Below are 18,164 nucleotides of genomic sequence, written 5' to 3'. Positions count from 1 at the left end.
CACCAGCAGGCTGCCAAACAGCTTCGCGAACCATTCCACCGGTCGTCCCTCCCTTGGTCTCGTCTCGATAACAAGATCATCGGTCAAACGCCCGGTGGATCTCAAATTTCAAATATGTTTGGCTAGTATTAGGGAAGTACCGAATGGTATCAAGTCGCGGACGGCGCAGCCGCGCAGGCGATCGGTGGGGCGGGGATTATTCGGCCTGGTGCGGCCGATCCCCTGCGTGATCACCACAGCGCAAGGACAGAGGATCGGTTTATCTAGAGGGGGGCCTCCCGCCTCGGACCCCGCTCCTTACCGGTGGCGGACATCCTGAGTCGGTTCACGGCTCACGATGCCCGCCGTCTACCCGGTCCTTCGGAAAGATCGCGCTCATGCTCTCTGCTTCGGATTGTAGCCGTGAGCGCCATAGAAGTTCGGTACGGAAAAGACCGGAGCGGTTACACTCGGGTCACCAAGACGCTGGACAACGGGTGCCTGCGTCCCATCGAAGTTGTAGCCGACGTCGAGCAGCGCGAAGACATCGCCCCCATCTTAACCGATGAACTCGCTGGTTCCGAGGCCAAAGGACGGGTCAGCAACGTCGGTGGGCAGAGGCCGGCGGTAGACCTTTTCGAAGACCAGAGAGCTCGCTTCTCCCATGGTGTAGATCGGGTTGGTATCGATCAATTGTCCGAAGATTCCGGCGATCCGATGCTGTAAGGTGATGTACTCCTCGCGCGAAACGATGCCGTCCGGCTCGCGTCCCTGGAGGTTGATGTAGACGTTCACGGCCGGTCCCGAAGTGATGGCGCGGACCTTGGTGGGTTCGAGCCCGTGGCTTGTGAGAAGGTTATTGATGTTGACGGCCGTATGGAACGGGGCGAAACCGTGGTCCGAGACTACGATGAAATTGCTCCTCGGCTGGCCATTGGGTTCCTGACCCACGGCCTCGATGATACGTTGTACCGCGTCATCCGCGACCTGGTACGCGCGACGAAGATATTCGCGATAACGGAGTACTTTCGCTCGATCCTGATTCGGACCGATGGAGCTCGCGTCCAGCGGATTGGTCGCCTGCCGCGGATCGGTAATCAAGAACTGATGACCCGAGCCGTCCGGCTGCTCGATATAGATCATGGCGAGATCGGCGTCTTGGTTTTGTTCGATGGACCGCAGGGCGAGGCGGGTCTGGTAATCGACGAAGGAGCGGACCTGATCTTGGTAGATCGCCTCAAGCTCGAGGTCCGGGAAGTTGACAAATCCAGGGCTCAGGCGTTCGGGAATGCGAAAGTCCGGTTGCGGGGCCCAGAAGCCCACGTGGCTGTTGGCGTCGCCCACGTTTTCTGACACGGGTTCATTGCGCGGGATGAAATTGGCCGCGTAGCGCGCGATGCGGACGCTCGATAGGTCCGGGGCGAGATGCGCGACATAGAACGCAGTGCCCGCCTGGTTACTGCTTCCTTCCAGGTAGAAGAGACTGGAGCGTCCCGCATTCGCTTTCACGAAGGCCGGTCCCGTCGCGGGCAGCGAGAATGAGCCAGGCAGGATCCCCTGGGTTTCGTCGAAGAATACCACGGTATCGTAGTTGATCGCGTTATCATCGGAGGTATCGAGGGCCGCGACACGGATGTCGTAGCTAACGCCTCCCACGGTGAAGGTTTCGAGCGGAGTCTGCCGAACCGAGCTGAAACTCGTCCGGCCGGCGGCCTCAAGTTGGTCGAGCGTCGTTTGCGGAGCGAGACCGAAATCCGAACCGGACAGCTCGAAGCCCCGCGCACCCAAGCCGGCGAAAGCCCCGAAGGGTACCGTATAGTCCACCGTGCGCACGCTCGCCGGCTGGATGACGGGGTTATCGATCAGGCCGGGTACGCGGATATCGAGCCCGTCCCCGCCTGGAAAGGTCGCGGTCACGACCTTTTTTCCGGCAGCTCGCCAACGCTACCCACAGGGGCTCGGCGCTCGGGTCCCGACTTTCCTCGGGCCCGTGGGGACTGAACAGATAGCCGCCGATGGGGGCGGAAAAGCCGCTGATGTTCCTCGCGAAGGGGCTGGCGAGTAGGTGAAAGCTGTTGGCAAGGACGTCGTTCTTTGCCGCCGTCGAGCCGGTCGCGATCGCGATATGCCCGGGAGCGGTGAGCGACGGAGTCACGGTGACATTCCGCTCCGCCATCACCCCGCGTTTGATGAGGAGCCCAAGGCCGCGTCTTTCGCTCAAGGTGCCATCGTTCAGAAACCTTTCGATGTTACGGGGCGTGGCACCGTCCAGAGAGAGCATCACGACCTTGGGTGCGGCAATCGCGGACGTGCTCAGTACTGAGCCCACCGCCAATACTCCACATAGGAGACACCGTGCCCAATATCGGATGGTGCGCATGCGTTGCAGGGATAGGGGGGCGGGACGCTGGTGCCGTTCAGAGGACATCACGTGGCCCTCGCGCTCGCAGGATCGGTTTGGCATCGGGAACCTCTTCTGGTTGGAATGACGAAAGGCAGTCGGGGCACCGGGTCCCTCCTGCGTCTTACAAAGCTATCGGCTAGCGGTGCCGACCAAGCCGTCGATCTGCTCCATTCGTAGCTGCGCAAACGCCCCGCGGTAGAGTCGCCGCTCTAGTTCTTCACTCGCGGCAGGGCCTGACGAATCAAGCCCCAGGCTGCGATGAAGCCGGCCGCGGCCTTGCTCCGATCGGCGGAGCTCCGCCTTGTCGAGCGCGACACCGGTGAGCTCTCGCGCTTCACGCAAAAGGTGTAGGCGCTTTTCGAGCCTTTTCGGCTCATATAAACGGAATAAATCCCGGGCGCGTTTCATTGCCGCAAGGGCGAGCGTCCCCGATCCACCGGCGTCGTCGAACGCGCCCGTGAGCGCCGCATCCGCCCCGGCCAGAAGCTCCTCGCGCGCCGTCAAAAGCGGTGGCCGCACCAGAACCTCCGGGTCGACGTCGAGTGCGTCGTCGAGTCGGACTCGAATGAATTCATTGTCATCGGGAAGGCTCGGGTTGCGGCCTGCCGAGAACGGAAAATTGTTGTCGTTGATGACCAGGAGTTCCGAAGGCGACAGGATCACTACGTCTTCGATGGTGATGAAGGGAAACCTGAACCTATCCCCGAGACCGAAGTCTCCAGGGCGAGGTGGGGGGACGGAGGTCGAGATCCCATTGGGATCGTCGATGTCGAGGAGGTTCAAGGGCTCGGTCTTGGCCACAAAACCCGCCCGATCGATCTGCAATAGATCGATCCTGAAAACCTTCTTCAATGCGGCGGCAGGTCCTTGGGCTGCGTCCCGCTCGATGATGAGAAGCTCATGGTCGTTTATGGATTGCAGATCGCCCAAGGCGTTGCCCGAGTTTTCCAACCGGTAACGCCATAGCCTGCCGGTAAAGCCCTTTGCAACGGTGTCGAACTCGAAGAGCCGAAGCGTGAGCTTGGGATCGGGATCGGTCTTCAGTGCTCCTTCCAGCATCGGGTATAAGAAGCGACCATCGGGCGAAATGGCCATGCCTTCAAAGCCTCGGCTATTGGGCAGGTTTCCGCTACCGGCGGGAATGAAGGGATTCGAGTCGCTCTGCACGCCCGGTGTCGGAAAAGGCGCATCGAGCAGCTCTCCGGACGCGGACACGTGCAGCACGAACGGCCCGAATTCATCCCCGATCCAAAGGCTACCGTCGCGCCCGCGTTGGATCGATTCGATGTCCAAATCTGCACCGGTCAGCACCCTTCCGAGCACGTTCTCGTTTTGAATAGGGAAACCCGAACGACGTTTGGGATCGGTCAGCTCCACGAAACGCTCCACCGTCACGTTGGCGTTCCCGCCGCTATCGGTCACGAAGCTCGGCCGCACGGTGTACACACGCAGATGAAAGTCCGCGGAGTTGTCCTTTGCGCCAAAGCCGTTGTCGGCCATCACCTCGAATGTGCCGTCGCCCCGATCGAGCGCGCCCGAAAAGCCTTGGACGGGCTGTTGGTCCGGGAACGGAGGGATAATCCCATTGAACGGTCCTGGCCCGATGAGCTTGCCCGAGGTCGGCCCCGGTGCGAAGGTCACGGCGGGGAGCACCGCTCGGCCCGTGAGGGTCGCGGCCATTGTCGATCCCGCACACGACACGAGGAGACAAAAGGCCACCCTTCTCGCTCCTCGTCCGGAGCCGGCAATCCTTGCCAAGGGTGGATTCGGCAATATATCGACGCGGTACATAGGGTGTTACCTCCGCTCAGTGGGGCTCGTTCTAGGCATCAGGCTACCGGGGACCCGCTGGGAGGGTCCCGAACGCATTCAAGGATGCCAAGGGAATATGACTCGAGCGTGACGCAAGCGTGCGTCGCGGCCATCGTTCGCCTCACTGCACCGCGATCTCTGGCCGGCCGGCGGCCCCTTCTCGCACCGACGGCGCCGGTAACGGGATAGTCATCCGGTTGCCATCGCGGGACCGGTCAGTACCAGATCGACCTTCTTGGCGTTCATGGCTCCACCGCGGCCGTACGGTTCGGCACCGGATAGAACTCCATCGGGATGCCCGTGTCCCTGGAAAGGCGATCACGAAACCCCCCGAACTCTCGCTGGATCTGCTCCAGCCCCTCGAGATCGGTGACCGCCAAGCGCACCGGCGTCTTGGCACCTGCCGGCCGGTTTCGGCGATGTTCCCGAGCGTGACCAACGTCAACAACGCCTCGATCAGCTGCGGGGCGTGGCCTGCCGAGCATGGGATCTGCGCTAACTCCTATCTCGACGAGGAGAATGGACAGGCCGCCTACATGAACTCGGGCGATCTCATACGCGTCGAGACCTTGTTTCAACGCGCGGCGCGTTGTGGCGTGCACACGGGGCTCTTGTCGGCTAAGCGCAAAACACTCGAGTTGTTCAACAAGGGTGTCGCGCTCGCCGCGACCGCCGAAGACCCGCCGACCGATCTCGTCGCGCGTCACGGGCAACCGCCGGGGATCTACAGCCGTGAGATCAACTGCTGGTTGTGGCAGGCTGCCGTGGATCTCCTGAACATCCGGCCGGACCTCCAGTTGATGTATGTGCATACGACAGACTATCCGATGCACAGGTGCCCCCTGAGGCACCCGCGTCACAGGAACACCTGGAGCGCCTCGATGCCTTGATCGGGGAGGCGTGCGCCGCCGCGCCCGACGCGGCCTTTTTCATCACCGCGGACCACGGCATGAATTTCAAGACCCGCTGCTGGGACCTGACGCGGGTCTGCGAGGAAGCCGGTATGCCGATCCGCTTCATGCTCTCCCCCGAGCGCGACTACTATATCCAACACCACAAGAACTACAGCGGTTGCGCCTGGTTGTGGCTCCACGATCCCAACGACTACGCAAGGGTCGAGGCGTGCCTGTGCGGGCTGCCGGGCATCGAAAGCCTTTTGCCGAGCGAAGAGGTCGCGAGCCGTTTTCATCTGCCTCTCGAACGCATCGGCGATATGGTGGTCCTGGGCGATCGCGATACCATGTTCGGCGAGATGGACGGCGCGTATGCCGATCTCGATCCGAGCTACCGCGCGCACGGGTCGCTCCACGAGATGGATGTCCCGCTCCTGATCCACAATTGCGACGGGCTGGCACCCAACCCATCGGCATTCTCCCACAACAAGGACCTCGTGAGCTTTCTATATCGCTGAGGAATCGCACCGCAAGCCGCTTTCGGTATCGCCTCGCAGGATTATACTGGCCACGGACCCCCTCCCAACCTCCCCCTTCGTAAGGGGGAGGTTGGGAGGGGGTTGGGCGTTTTGTGTGACCGTCCGTGGTATACAAATGGCCGGTACTATGGACGTTGCTGCCCGCGGCCGTGCCGTTTCATTCTGCGTTCATGAGTTTGTTGCCGAATTGTAATACTGGCTCCTTACGCTGTGCCTCGTTGCGCCGAAGCGGCGTGGGTCCACACCGGGCTTCTATCACAAGGGGCAATCACACGTGGGGGGGAGCGAATGAACACTTCAAAACGACTGTTGGTCTTTGTCGGCCTTTTAACGGGTGCCGCCATCTCGTGCCACGCGGCCGGCGATTTTCCGACCCTCACGGGCGCCCCGCCGCTCGTCATCGGCCATCGCGGCGCGAGCGGCTATCTGCCCGAGCACACACTCGAGGCCTATCGGCTCGCGATCCGGCAGGGGGCCGACTTCATCGAGCCCGATCTGGTCTCGACCAAGGACGGGGTCTTGATCGCGCGCCACGAGATCAATATCACCCAGACGACCGATGTTGCCGTACACCCGGAGCTCGCCGCGCGCAAGACCCAGAAGACGATCGACGGCGCCACGGAGGAAGGCTGGTTCGCCGATGACTTCACCCTCGCCGAGATCAAGACCCTGCGTGCCGTACAGCGCGTCCCGTTCCGGCCGCAGCAATTCAACGGCCTCTTCCAGGTCCCGACGTTTCGGGAGGTGATCGAGCTTGCACTGCAAGAAGGCGAGCGGCGCGGCCGCCCGGTCGGGGTCTATCCGGAGACCAAGCACCCGAGCTATCATCAGTCGGTGGGGCTGTCCCTAGAACAGCGGCTGGTTTCGATACTCGACGCCTACGGATTCAAGACACGCCGAGACCCGGTGATCACCCAGTCCTTCGAGGTCGCCAACCTGAAGGCGTTGAACCGGCTCACCGGCGTGCGTCTGGTGCAGCTCATCGACGCCAAGCGGGTCGCCCTGGACGGCACGCTCATCCCGAATCGCCCCTTCGACTTCGTGCTCGCGGGCGATCCGCGCACCTATGCGGACCTCCTGACCGATGCGGGCCTATCCGAGATCAAGACCTACGCGGACGGTATCGGACCCTGGAAACGCTACATCGTGAGCGTCAAGGGCATCGATGAGAACGGCGATGGCCAGCCAGATGACGTGAACGGTGACGGCGCCGTCAACGACGCCGACCTTACCCGCCTCCCACCCACGGACCTCATACCACGCGCCCATGCCGCCCACCTCTTCGTCCACCCCTTTACCTTCCGCAACGAGGGGCAGTTCCTGGCGAGCGACTATGGCGGCAATCCGGTCGACGAGTATCTAGAGTTTTACTGCCTGGGCGTGGATGGGCTGTTTTCGGATTTCGCGGACACGGCGCTGAGCTCGCGCCACCTCGTCGGCATAGCACCCACGATTTGCAATCAGAACCCGTAATGCAGGGCGGGTTGGCCGCCGTTGCGCGCGTTTTCGACCGGTGCCTGCAAGGGCAGGCCTTTTCGTGGTAGTCTCCGGGCGCAAGCCATGGCTAGCACGACGAACGGAGACGCTGACGAACCTTCCTGCACCCGCCGCACGTTCCTGACCGGGGCGCTCGCGGGCGCGGTCGCGCTCGCGAGTCCGCTCGTGCGCGCGGCGCCGCGCAAGCCGCGCTTTGCGCGCTATCCCTTCGCGCTCGGCGTCGCCTCCGGCTATCCCACGGAGGATGGCGTGGTGCTATGGACACGGCTTGCGCCGGACCCGCTACAGGGTGGCGGGATGGGAGCGCTGCCCATTGAGGTGGCCTGGGAGGTGGCCCATGACGAACGCTTTCGGCGCATCGCACGGCGCGGCGTCACCTTGGCGAGACCGGACGACGCCCATTCCGTACACGTCGAGCTAACGGGATTGGCGCCGGAGCGCTGGTACTGGTATCGATTCACGGCAGGCTCGGAGCTGAGCCCGGTCGGACGCACACGCACGGCCCCGGCCGTTGGTGCCGGGCTTGCGGATCTGCGCTTCGCCTTCGCCTCGTGCCAGCACTATGAGCATGGCTATTACACGGCCTATCGGCACATGGCCCGCGATGCGCTCGACCTCTGCGTACACCTCGGCGATTACATCTACGAGGGCTCCTGGGGAAAACAGCCGGTCCGCGCACACACGGGTGCGGAGGCGGTGAGTCTCAGCGATTACCGGAACCGCTACGCGCTGTACCGATCCGATCTCGATCTGCAAGCGGCCCACGCCGCCTTTCCCTGGGCCGCGATATGGGATGACCACGAGGTCGATAACGACTACGCCAATGACCGCTCCCAGGATCTCACGCCGCGCGAGCAATTCCTGGCTCGCCGGGCGGCGGCCTACCGGGCCTACTACGAACACATGCCCCTGCCCGCGAGCGCGCGCCCGAGTGGACCCGATATGCGCCTCCACGCGCGGGTCGGCTTCGGGGGACTGGCTGCATTCCATTTGCTCGATGGCCGCCAGTATCGTGACTATCAAGCCTGCCCCAAACCGGGACGGGGCGGTTCCAACACAGTCGGGGCGTGTGCGGAGCGCAGCGATCCGAACCGCAGTATCCTCGGATCCGAGCAGGAACGCTGGCTCACCGAGGGCCTTGCCCGCTCGAGGGCCCGCTGGAACCTCATCGCCCAGCAGAGCCTCATGGCCCGGCTCGATCCGACGTCCGGGCCCGGGCAGTCGTTCTGGACCGACGCCTGGGACGGCTACCCCGCGGCCCGTTCGCGCCTCTTGCGCTCGCTCGCCCTGCGGCGCGTCTCGAACCCGATCGTGCTGGGCGGTGACGTCCACGCCTTCTATGCCACCGATCTCAAGCTCGACTTCGACGATCCCGGGTCCCCGGTCGTGGCCACGGAGTTCGTGACGACCTCTATCAGCTCCGACGGCAGGCCGCCGGAGCGCATCGCCGCGGTCCTCCCCGAAAACCCGCACATCAAGCTCGCCGACGGTACCCGACGCGGCTACACGCGCGTCACCCTGTCGCGCGATCGCGCGGTCGTCGAAATGCAGGCCGTGGACACCGTGAAGACACCGGGGGCGCCGATCTCGACCCTGGCGACGTTCGTCATCGAGGACGGCAAGGCGGGGGCGCTGCGGGGCTGAGATCGGGGGATTGAGCCCACCGAATATCTGCTGGAATTCAAGCAACGTCGTCGGGAAGCGCTTCGCCACACCCGAACGCTACCCCCAGGGGTATTGGGCGTCAACCGGGATAGGCACCTTGGAACTAGCCGATCCCGCGCGACTTCAATTCGCGAGACCGAAGCGCCGACGACTTGCCGGAAGCTTGGCCCGAGCTGCTGCTTGCGCGCGGGTCGCCACTTTCAGCTTCTCGAGAAGATGGTGGACGTGGTTCTTGACGGTCGGCTCCGCGATGTTGAGTTTCCTGGCGATCTCCTTGTTCGAGTGGCCCTGCCGAATGAAGTCAAGGACTTGTCGTTCGCGGCTTGTGAGCATGCTCACCTGCGGTGCGCCAGGGACCCACTGATCGTGGCGTTCTGAGACGCGCCGGAAGAGTTTGGCGGCAACGCGCGGGGAGCAGACCAATTCTTCATGCGTGATGCGCTCGATTGCGGCAACAAGGTCGTCGATGGACGCATCCGCCGTAACGTAGCCTGCCGCACCCGCTTCGGCGCAATCGAGGATATCCGACGTCACTTCCTCCACGGCGGCCTTGGTGAAACCAAGTCGTGGCAAGCGTAGGATCTACCAATAACGCGAACACCGCCGCCTTCGTCATGCGAATGAATACGCATCAAAAGAGATGGCTGAAACGGACCGTCGATATAAACCGACAACTGCCATTTCTCAATTCCACTGGGGATGTTTGAGACCCGAAGTGCCTCGGTTACTTTCCTGATTCTACAACTCCAGGACGTAATGATTTGCTTTCCACTTCTTACTCGTGATTCCTTCACGGCATCGCTGATTTGCCTGATCCCTTATTTAAAGGTAAGGCTGTTCGGCTCGAATGCCGGGGCGATCGATAGACCTGCCCGGAGAGCCCATCGCCGTCGTCAATTGATACATTGACGATGGCCGCTACAAAGCCTCCCGTGTGGCATGGTTGCTGCCGGCCTCCATAACACTTGATGCCTTGACGCCGCAAAAGGAAGATCCGTTGTCGGTACGGGTCACGATTCCCCGCCGGAAGCAGAACGGAGCCGGTCATGTCCCGTACTCTTTCTTCTGGATGACGTCATGGATCCTAACCGGCCACAGACCTGCAGTCTGTGACATATTACCATTTCTGGAGTGACAAATTACCGGATTATGGAGGCTCACGATCCTAGCGAATTTAGAAAGTTGTGTCACCAATCACCAAAAGCAACATAACTATCATACACTTGGGAGAATCGCTCTATCAGACACCGGGGGAGGCGCCCTGGCAGATACCATTGACGGCATCATCGGTGTGGGGGACGCTACACTACCGGCCATGGCGTTGGGCCTAGCACCGGCGCCCGCAAACCCGCAACCGGAATCCGAAAGGCGCCATGTCTCGGGTTCTACCGTCAGTACGTCTCGGAGCCTTGGGGCCTCGGGCTTCGTATTTCAGGGAAAGCGACGATCCCCTCGCCGAACGATCCTTCCGAGAGATCGCATCGTGCGACCAGCGCCTCCCAACTGCGCGACCTCTTGCGCGTAGTCCCCGTCTATGCCTCCGGAGGGAGGCAAGGGATCGCCTTGCAGCAACGAGAGGTGAGCGGTGCTTCTGAACCTCGCCTTGCGACGGGCGAGCGTATGCCAGTTTCGGAGGTGGCCGGCTCGACGATCGCCTCGGCCGGGCCTGTGGTCGAGGCGCGCATGGCCTCTCGGCGTAGACGCGACTGCGTTTGCCGCCGGCCCCGGGGATCCCCGATCTGCTTCGAGGACCGGTTCGGTTCGGGCCGCCGAGCCCGGGGCCGATCCGGATCGCCGTGAAAGGATCCGGAACGCTGGTGATGGCCGAGTGCACGAGCCATGAGAAGGGGGCTGGACGCCTGGGCATGGACTACGGTCCAGGACTTCCAGAAGAGCGAGGCGGGCCGCGCCGAGAAGATGCGTTCCCCGCGCTCCCCCAGAGGAGCCTCCTCGCGCCGTACGCGCTGGGGCTGAGCTTCCTTCTCCGGGGAGATCAGGTCCCGCCTCATGAAGCGGGGTCCCGTCGGAACACATACGGCGCATTTCGAGATCCGACCGCGCCCCTTATCTCCTGCCGCCACCTTGGTCCCGACGCATTGAGTGAATGGCTGCAAACGATCTAGAATTAGAGGGCGGAGAGAGGGGCTGCTCCCGCCCCGACCTCTCTGCAGGGCCCCTCACGCGCGACACCGCGATGGCGAGACTGCTACAACGGATGACCCGCAAGGCCGGATCTCGGAGCTCCGGACGTACGTCCGCCGTCCGGTCTCCGCGGTTACGTCGAACCGAACCGGGCGCTCAGGTCCAGCACCTCCAGCGAACCGCCGGCAACAGGGCTACTGCGCGATGGCTTCGCTCGCAGCTCATCCAGCCCACGCTCACCGTTGGCCGCGCCGGTGACAAGTACGAGCGCGAGGCCGACCGTGTGGCCGATGAGGTCATGCGCATGCCGGACCTGCAAGAGCCGGCATCCATCCAGCGCGCGCCGTTGACAATCCAGCGAGTCTGCCAAGAGTGCGAAGAGGACGCCAACGGCGGTCGGCGCCTGATGAAGAGGAGGAAGGAGTGCTCCAGGCCAAGTCAGCGGGTGCATGGGAGCCGCCCGGCGTCACCCCCGGGCTCGAATCTTATCTGATGACGTCGCAGGGGGCCGGCCAGGCGCTGCCTGTCTCTGCTCGAGGCTACTTCGAGCCGCGCTTCGGGTACGATTTGAGTGGCGTGCGGGTGCACACCGACAACCGCGCGGCAAACGCCGCCGCCGAGATCAACGCGCAGGCCTTCACAACCGGTGCGAACATCCACTTTGCGCCTGGCCGTTTCCGTCCAGGGACCTCGGAAGGCGATCGCCTCCTGGCTCACGAGCTGACGCATGTCGTCCAGCAATCAGGCGGTGCGCTCGAATCTCCAGCCCAGCGCGATGAAGTTCAACGGCAGCCCGAGCCTCCAGGACCACCTGATTTCCCTGAACCGGATTTCGACTGCAGCATCGATCTCGCCGCGCGTCGGTTTCAGGATTTCGTCAACTGTTGTGCGAAAACTCCTCTCGGGAGAGGATGTTCCAAGGACGTCATCGAAGCGATCTGCAAGATTCCCGGCGTCAATTGCAGAGACAAGCCGGCCACGGAGATCACATGCCCGCCCGGCTTCAAACCTGGCGCGACCAAGGAACACAAAGGGCAGTGCTGCAAGACAGGAACACCCGATGAGAACGCGCGGGTGTGTTGCGCGCCGGAGCGGATAGTCATCAACGCGCTCAACCCGAGATGCTGCCCGGAAGACACCACTCCCGACGCGGCGCAAGAGAATTGCACGGCGCTCCCGCCGCCACCGCCACCAGATCTGTGCCTTCCAGGACAACAAACATCCAAGGGAGAATGTTGTGTACTCCCCCTGATTCCTAAGGGGGACTCCTGCGTCCTCCCACCTCCGCCTCCACCGCCCCCAAGACCTTTGCCCTCCCCTCTGCAGATCTTCTTTCAAAGAGATAAGCCGTCGCCGCAAGCGGCAGGAAAAAGGGCTCTCAGCGACAGTCTCACCGCTGAGGGGAGCGCAAACTTCAAAGAGCTGGTCACGCAGTTGCGGGACAATCCGGCCCTGAAGGTGCAACTCGTCGGCAGGGCGTCCCCCGAAGGCTCCGACGAGTACAACATAGCTTTAGGCCAACGACGCGCCGAGATGATTGCAGACGCGCTCGAGGGAGAAGGCATCGATCCAACCCGAATTGCCAATCCTCCAGAGGCCGAACTGCGATCTGAGTGTCAGGAAGTTCGGCCTGGTGTATTTACGTGCGGCGAGGCGGGAGCCACTGGCCCGAAGGATCGTCAGGTGCTGACGCGGGTCTTTCTCCCGAATCCTTAGTCATAGCTCCGCTAACATTGGGCCGGCGTGGGCCCGGCCGCTGCGGCGCGGCCCCTCTCCTTCCGCCGCGCCCTGGCCCACGACCATCGAGTGAATGGCTGCAAATGATCTAGAATTAGGGAGCGGAGAGAGGGGCTGCTTCCGCCCCGACCTGTCTGCAGGCCCCCCACACGCAACACTGGCGATAGCGACACTACTACAACGGATGAGCCGCAAGACCGGATCTCGGAGCTCCGGACGCACGTCTGCCGTCCGGTCTCCGCAGTTACGTCGAACCGAACCGGGCGCTCAGGTCCAGCACCTTCAGCGAACGGTCGGCAACAGGGCTACTGCGCGATGGCTTCACTCGCAGCTCATCCAGCCCACGCTCACCGTTGGCCGCGCCGGTGACAAGTACGAGCGCGAGGCCGACCGTGTGGCCGATGAGGTCATGCGCATGCCGGACCTGCAAGAGCCGACATCCATCCAGCGCGCGCCGTTGACAATCCAGCGAGTCTGCCAAGAGTGCGAAGAGGAACGCCAACGGCGGTCGGCGCCTGATGAAGAGGAGGAAGGAGTGCTCCAGGCCAAGTCAGCGGGTGCATCGGAGCCGCCCGGCCCCACGCCCGGCCTCGAGTCTTATTTTATCTCACGACGTCGCGCGGCGCTGGTGAACCGCTGCCCATGTCGGCCCGTAATATGTTCCTTGTTCCAGGTCAGTAACCATCTTCCGATGGTCAAAATATACTGCTTGCAATCTAATAAGAAGAAGCTGAGAAACTCGTCATAGGAGGCATGACAATGAAAGTTGAGTTGCAGATCAACAACAGCGTAGACCCCAGAGCGCGATTCGTCTCGTGGGTTCCGTCTCCATGCCGGATCCGCGTGACCGATCCGTCCGGCGCTACCTCGCCCGTAGTCAATTTGCAAATTGCGGGGAGATCGACGGCTAGTGGTGGCGCGGTCGTGTTCCGGAGGACAACGGGAGCGTTCTCCAACAGTCTGACAGTCCCGGTCCCAATCAGTGGTGCCTCCGTTCCGTTTTTCGTCGCCGGCAGGTTCGGGCGACCCAGCGTCAACAATGGAGATGTGACAATCGAAGCCCGCACCGCAGCCACACTGGTTGGCTCGATGCAGGTGATGGTGCGCATCCGAAAGAACGCTAACACGCTGACGCCGGGAGAACGCGACCGCCTCGTGTCGGCATTCGCGCAGCTCAATAACCAGGGCGCGGGGCGTTTCACGGACTTTCGCGACATGCACACCAACGTGAGCTCGCCGCAGGCCCATGGCGCACCGGGTTTTCTTCCCTGGCACCGCGCTTACCTCCTCGATCTCGAACGCGAGCTTCAAGCTATCGACCCGAGCGTCTCATTGCCCTACTGGCGCTTCGACCAGCCCGCGCCAAACATCTTTACACGCGAGTTCCTCGGTGTCTCCAATGCAATTGGCACCGTCCAGTTCAGCCCAACCAACCCGCTACAATTCTGGAGAACCGACGGCGTTCAGGGAATTAATCGCCGACCCTTCTTCAACACCGCCGCGGCGCCGCCTGGCCTCCGCACCGAGGCGCAGACGCTGGCCCTTGGTAATCAGTACCCACGGTTCCGGACACTGGAGGGCAACCCGCACGGATCAGCGCATACCAGCTTCGGCGGTTCCGTCTCCAGCATCCATACCGCCGCGCGAGATCCGCTGTTCTTCCTGCTTCACTGCAACGTCGATCGACTGTGGGCAAAATGGCAGCAACAGCTTGGCCGCTTCGATCCGGCGCAGGCGGCCTCGTATGACAGCAATCCCGGGAATCCGATCGGCCATAACCTGCCTGACACAATGTGGCCGTGGAACGGGATCACCGGGGGCGCGCGTCCTCCGACGGCTCCCGGTGGCGCGATGGCCGCGTCGCTGTGTGTCAGTGCGCCGGGGCCACAACCGCGAGTGCGGAGCAGCCTGGATTACCAGGGCTCCGTCAACGCCCTTTCACGCATGGGATTCGATTACGACGATGTGCGATTTGCCTAACGTGCCTTGCACGAGGAGATAGGAACCATGACCACGAAACGTAAAGCTGCAAAAAGCTCAAAGGCGGCGAAGAAGCCGAAGAGTGCGGCGACCAGGTCGGCCCGAACTGCGTTGTCAATCGGGACAAGTGCGCGAAGGACCGTCAAGGAGCGAGTTGCGGCCCTGGCGGAAGCGCCTCTGGCCGTATGTGGCAGCGACGAGAGCCTGCAGGCGCTGTTGAACGTCCTTCGCGATCAGAACGAGCCCGTGGCGGTGCGGCTTGCGGCGTTGCAGTCGCTCGCGGCGGCGAGCTTCAGCGTCGTCGCATTCGAATCGTGTCGCGGGGACTACATTGCCACCTTACGCGAGGTCGCGGTAGACCCGGACCCGGAGCTACGTCAGCGTGTGCTCGGCCTGCTCGCACGCGAGAAAGACGGCTTCGCGCAGAAGAAACTCCTCGAAGGGTTGCAGAACCCTGAAAAAGCATTGGTCCCACCTGAGAAGGCGCTGCAACTCCTCAGTTATGACGTGCACGCGGAAGCCTATTCGGTAGCGCGTGACATCGTCAGGAAGCCGCCAAACGACGACGCAAAGCGAGAGGCCCTGCGACTGCTCGCGGCGGACGCCACCGCCGCACCGGTGTTCGAGAAGATCCTGCGCGACAAAGACGAATCGGCTGAGACTCGGCAAATCTCGGCCTCCGCGCTGCATGCGCTCAAGCCAGAGAAACTGCGGGCGCACGCGCGCGAGATGCTGCTCGACACCTCGGAATATGACGAGATCCAAGCCACAAGCCTGACCGCGCTCACACAATTTGGCGACGACGCAGCCGTTGCTAATGACGAGGCGCTGCTGAAGAGCGTCGATCGCCTGAGTGCCAAGGCGTCAACGAAGGTCAAACAGAGTGCTCGCCGGTTCCTCAGCAAGTACCGTCGGTAAAGGTGGCGATCGATGCAGAACATCGCAACGGCGAGCGCGCAGTCAGAGCCGCAGTTTGCGGCGCTGGTCGACGCGCTCGCCGCTGATCCGGATCGACGCGAGCAGTTGACGGATCTGCTGCGCGAAGATCACCCGCTCTACGACCAGCGCGGCACCGCGGCGACCGTCCGGATGCGCGGCTGGGTCCTGCTCGCCCTCGCGCACGCCGAGGTGTCGGACGCCGCGCTCCTCTTCGTCCTCGAAGAGCTCGACACTGGAGTTGATGCCTATCTCGTCGCGGCAGCCGCGCGCGCACTACGGTCTTACCCACGCCCTACGGCGGCCCTCGCTCCATTCGTGATGCGCGCGCTCACCAACATCCGCTATCGCGACGAGCCTGTGTCCTTCGAGAACTATGGTGAATACGCGATCTCGTCCACAGGCACGACTCCTGTTGGTGAATTGCTCACGACGTTGGCATGGCTCGGTCCCCATGCGCGAGGAGCTCTGCGTGAGCTCGAGTCGCTGCGCGCGCAACCTGGAGGGCTCTCCAAGAAGCGGCTGATCGATGTAGACCGAGCCGTGGAGGCAATCCGCGGCGTCGATCAAGTCGATGAGCTCGGCACCGACACGTGCTGTACGCTGTCGAGCGGTCTGCGTAACACTTTTTCATGGGCGCTCAGTTCCCGTCGCGGCTGTGAGCCGATCGAGTCAACCGTTTTCGAGGATCACGAGGGCGCATCGATCACCTTCAAGGAATTCTTCCGAGGGCACCCTTGCATCGTCGTCTTTTTCTACACGCGCTGCGACAACCCGCTGAAATGCTCGCTCACGGTCACGAAGCTCGCCCGAATTCAGATGTTGTTAGAGGCACGGGGACTCGCCGATCAAATACACACCGCGGCGATTACGTACGATCCCGCGTTCGATCTCCCCGAACGTCTTCGCGGCTATGGGCAGAACCGTGGCCTGCGCTTGGACGCCCGCCATCGAATGCTGAGAGCGACTGACGGTGGCAACGCACTTCGCAGGCACTTCAAGCTCGGGGTCAACTTCATCGAGTCGCTGGTGAATCGGCACCGCATCGAGGCTTACATCCTCGATGCCGAGGGGCGGATTGCCGCATCCTTCGAGCGCATCCACTGGGATGAGCAGCAGGTTGTGAATCGCACAATCGAGGTGCTGAAAGAGAAAAGTCACGAGACGACATCTCAGGTCTCTCCGGAGCCAGCAGACCGTCCGGCACGCCATAAGATAGTATCACCGATGTTTGGCACACTGGCGTCCCTCGGGGTGGCGTTTTTCCCGAAGTGTCCGATCTGTTGGGCCGGGTATCTGAGTGTGTTCAGCGTTGCGGGTTTGAATCAAATTCCGTATTCTCCGTGGCTGCAACCAGTGTTCGTCGCAGTGATGCTGATTAACCTTGCCAGCGTGTGGCTCCGCGGACGCTTAACGGGTCGAATGAGTGGGTTTTATCTGGTCAGCGCCGGTGCTCTTGCGATCGTCGTCTCGAATATGACGCTCGGTTGGGAGAACGCCGCCGACTGGGGCGTCGCGTTGACGTTGGCGGGTTCGCTCTTGAGTGCGCTGAGCGCCACGAACGGCCGCAGCCCTTTAACGAGCTGCTAAGTCAAATATCCCGCACGCAATTTTCCGACGCGCCGCCGGGGCGGATCTTCCCGCAGTCATTACGCGGTAAAGCCAGAAGACCACCCGGCGCTTCTTAATTCTTGATCCCCAACAGCAGGAACAAGAACATACGCACCGGAGCACACGCCTGCTATACACACGGGGTCCTGTGTAACTATTACCGCACACAAACCTCCAAATACATCCCGCAGCCTATAGGAATAAGGATTGTTGGACTCTGCCAAACATACACATCCCCTATGTTTCATCACTCGCTTTAACTTCTACGCCATCTCGTGCTTGCAATAGCTTTTCCAGTTCGGGGCTGACGATTCTCGCTTCAAAGTCGGCCCAAATCCGCTGGTCCGCGCGGCAGTCATAACCACGACAGGGGACGGGCCGATGCGAATGGATCCCACAGCCCAAGCTATCGCGTTTCAGGTGGATGCAGTAGCCGTCCTCACCCCGTGCAATGAGGTAGGGACGGGCAAAGTTCCACTTGACGATCCCCTCCTCTACATCCTGCTTCGAGAGTGCAAAGCGTAGTTTGCAACAGGCCGCCTTGCACAGTGGCAGCCGCGCTTCACAGTCGATGTGCACCGCTTCGAACGTATATTTGTCCTGCTCCCGCTCTTGATAACTGAGGCCCATGCCTTCATTGATGAATTTCTGGACCAGGCGGCCTGCAATGGCCTTCTTTCGCTCATCCAATTCGGTGGTTTCCAGTAAACCCTTTTCTGCCAGGAGCTCAATGGCCGCATAGGCAAACGAGGCTATCTCCAGCAGCTTTCTGGTGTTGGCGTTAGCACGAGTGTGTGCGTACCGTAGTCCACCCGCCACTTCGCCGCGCAGCTTGTCTAGGCTAGGATCGTCGTCGTTGGGAAGATTGTCTTGATCTGGCATGGGATTTTCCACAAACAGTAAAGGCCTTATTTCACTGGTTCATCTTGAAGATTTCTGTGATCAAGCGTTTTTGAGTTACCAACTCAT

General features: G+C 62.0%; 14 protein-coding genes and 2 pseudogenes. 8 read left to right on the top strand and 8 right to left on the bottom strand.

All coding sequences use genetic code 11. The annotated features are described in order from the left end of the window. Nucleotides 1–537 precede the first annotated feature (537 nt). From M3461_02555 to M3461_02540, 4 genes and pseudogenes are all read right to left on the bottom strand, one after another. Nucleotides 538–1,896 carry an alkaline phosphatase family protein gene (locus M3461_02555; GenBank protein MDQ3773323.1) on the bottom strand — a complete coding sequence of 453 codons (1,359 nt, stop codon included), beginning with the start codon at nt 1,894–1,896 and terminating at the stop codon, nt 538–540. Further along, complete coding sequence (locus M3461_02550) at nt 1,835–2,443, bottom strand: alkaline phosphatase family protein (protein MDQ3773322.1); 609 nt, start codon at nt 2,441–2,443, stop codon at nt 1,835–1,837. Before M3461_02550 ends, M3461_02555 begins: the two co-directional genes overlap by 62 nt. Nucleotides 2,444–2,512: 69 nt before the next feature. Next, on the bottom strand, nt 2,513–4,063 hold the full coding sequence (locus M3461_02545) for an esterase-like activity of phytase family protein (protein MDQ3773321.1): 1,551 nt from the start codon (nt 4,061–4,063) through the stop codon (nt 2,513–2,515). A gap of 336 nt (nt 4,064–4,399) precedes the next feature. After that, a pseudogene (locus M3461_02540) lies at nt 4,400–4,581 on the bottom strand (PhnD/SsuA/transferrin family substrate-binding protein). 33 nt (nt 4,582–4,614) lie between these two features. On the opposite strand from M3461_02540, the gene M3461_02535 reads away from it, so the two are divergent. From M3461_02535 to M3461_02520, 4 genes are all read left to right on the top strand, one after another. Beyond that, nucleotides 4,615–5,085 (top strand): alkaline phosphatase family protein, encoded by a 471-nt coding sequence (locus tag M3461_02535; protein MDQ3773320.1) that lies wholly within the window; start codon nt 4,615–4,617, stop codon nt 5,083–5,085. Next, nucleotides 5,031–5,606, top strand: a complete 576-nt coding sequence (locus tag M3461_02530) for an alkaline phosphatase family protein (GenBank protein MDQ3773319.1) — start codon at nt 5,031–5,033, stop codon at nt 5,604–5,606. Before M3461_02535 ends, M3461_02530 begins: the two co-directional genes overlap by 55 nt. 309 nt (nt 5,607–5,915) lie before the next feature. After that, nucleotides 5,916–7,100, top strand: coding sequence for a glycerophosphodiester phosphodiesterase (locus M3461_02525; GenBank protein ID MDQ3773318.1), 1,185 nt, complete (start codon nt 5,916–5,918; stop codon nt 7,098–7,100). Nucleotides 7,101–7,187: 87 nt separating this feature from the next. Continuing rightward, the gene (locus M3461_02520) at nt 7,188–8,768 is read left to right on the top strand and encodes an alkaline phosphatase D family protein (protein ID MDQ3773317.1); all 1,581 of its coding nucleotides are present in this window, start codon (nt 7,188–7,190) and stop codon (nt 8,766–8,768) included. Between the two features lie 144 nt (nt 8,769–8,912). On the opposite strand, the pseudogene M3461_02515 reads toward M3461_02520, so the two are convergent. Next, nucleotides 8,913–9,119, bottom strand: a pseudogene (locus tag M3461_02515) (LuxR C-terminal-related transcriptional regulator). A 1,945-nt stretch (nt 9,120–11,064) separates the two neighbouring features. Further along, on the bottom strand, nt 11,065–11,301 hold the full coding sequence (locus tag M3461_02510) for a hypothetical protein (protein MDQ3773316.1): 237 nt from the start codon (nt 11,299–11,301) through the stop codon (nt 11,065–11,067). A 53-nt stretch (nt 11,302–11,354) separates the two neighbouring features. Here M3461_02510 and M3461_02505 point away from each other — a divergent pair, with 53 nt between their 5' ends. Next, nucleotides 11,355–12,647 (top strand): DUF4157 domain-containing protein, encoded by a 1,293-nt coding sequence (locus M3461_02505; GenBank protein MDQ3773315.1) that lies wholly within the window; start codon nt 11,355–11,357, stop codon nt 12,645–12,647. Between the two features lie 265 nt (nt 12,648–12,912). Here M3461_02505 and M3461_02500 read toward each other — a convergent pair whose 3' ends face one another. Next, a complete protein-coding gene (locus M3461_02500) occupies nt 12,913–13,170 on the bottom strand; it encodes a hypothetical protein (protein ID MDQ3773314.1) in 258 nt (85 codons plus the stop codon). A gap of 545 nt (nt 13,171–13,715) precedes the next feature. Between M3461_02500 and M3461_02495 the strand changes: the two genes are divergently transcribed. The 3 genes from M3461_02495 to M3461_02485 are packed head-to-tail and all read left to right on the top strand — an operon-like array spanning nt 13,716 to nt 17,174. Beyond that, nucleotides 13,716–14,648, top strand: a complete 933-nt coding sequence (locus M3461_02495) for a tyrosinase family protein (protein ID MDQ3773313.1) — start codon at nt 13,716–13,718, stop codon at nt 14,646–14,648. Between the two features lie 27 nt (nt 14,649–14,675). Then, nucleotides 14,676–15,566, top strand: a complete 891-nt coding sequence (locus M3461_02490) for a hypothetical protein (protein MDQ3773312.1) — start codon at nt 14,676–14,678, stop codon at nt 15,564–15,566. Between the two features lie 12 nt (nt 15,567–15,578). Next, nucleotides 15,579–17,174, top strand: a complete 1,596-nt coding sequence (locus M3461_02485; GenBank protein ID MDQ3773311.1) for an SCO family protein — start codon at nt 15,579–15,581, stop codon at nt 17,172–17,174. 258 nt (nt 17,175–17,432) lie between these two features. Here M3461_02485 and M3461_02480 read toward each other — a convergent pair whose 3' ends face one another. Then, nucleotides 17,433–18,077, bottom strand: coding sequence for a YkgJ family cysteine cluster protein (locus M3461_02480; GenBank protein MDQ3773310.1), 645 nt, complete (start codon nt 18,075–18,077; stop codon nt 17,433–17,435). Nucleotides 18,078–18,164 lie beyond the last annotated feature (87 nt).

It is taken from the genome of Pseudomonadota bacterium, assembly GCA_030860485.1.
Lineage (GTDB): Bacteria > Pseudomonadota > Gammaproteobacteria > JACCXJ01 > JACCXJ01 > JACCXJ01.
The sequence above is the reverse complement of the archived record's forward strand: the minus strand, read 5'-3'. Positions and strand labels throughout refer to the sequence as shown.

What these genes read in the sequence shown, in the direction of transcription:
- M3461_02545 (MDQ3773321.1), bottom strand. Translation starts at nt 4,063, where the DNA reads ATGGCCGCGACCCTCACGGGCCGAGCGGTGCTCCCCGCCGTGACCTTC.
- M3461_02490 (MDQ3773312.1), top strand. Translation starts at nt 14,676, where the DNA reads ATGACCACGAAACGTAAAGCTGCAAAAAGCTCAAAGGCGGCGAAGAAG.
- M3461_02550 (MDQ3773322.1), bottom strand. Translation starts at nt 2,443, where the DNA reads ATGCCAAACCGATCCTGCGAGCGCGAGGGCCACGTGATGTCCTCTGAA.
- M3461_02535 (MDQ3773320.1), top strand. Translation starts at nt 4,615, where the DNA reads ATGTTCCCGAGCGTGACCAACGTCAACAACGCCTCGATCAGCTGCGGG.
- M3461_02480 (MDQ3773310.1), bottom strand. Translation starts at nt 18,077, where the DNA reads ATGCCAGATCAAGACAATCTTCCCAACGACGACGATCCTAGCCTAGAC.
- M3461_02485 (MDQ3773311.1), top strand. Translation starts at nt 15,579, where the DNA reads ATGCAGAACATCGCAACGGCGAGCGCGCAGTCAGAGCCGCAGTTTGCG.
- M3461_02525 (MDQ3773318.1), top strand. Translation starts at nt 5,916, where the DNA reads ATGAACACTTCAAAACGACTGTTGGTCTTTGTCGGCCTTTTAACGGGT.
- M3461_02520 (MDQ3773317.1), top strand. Translation starts at nt 7,188, where the DNA reads ATGGCTAGCACGACGAACGGAGACGCTGACGAACCTTCCTGCACCCGC.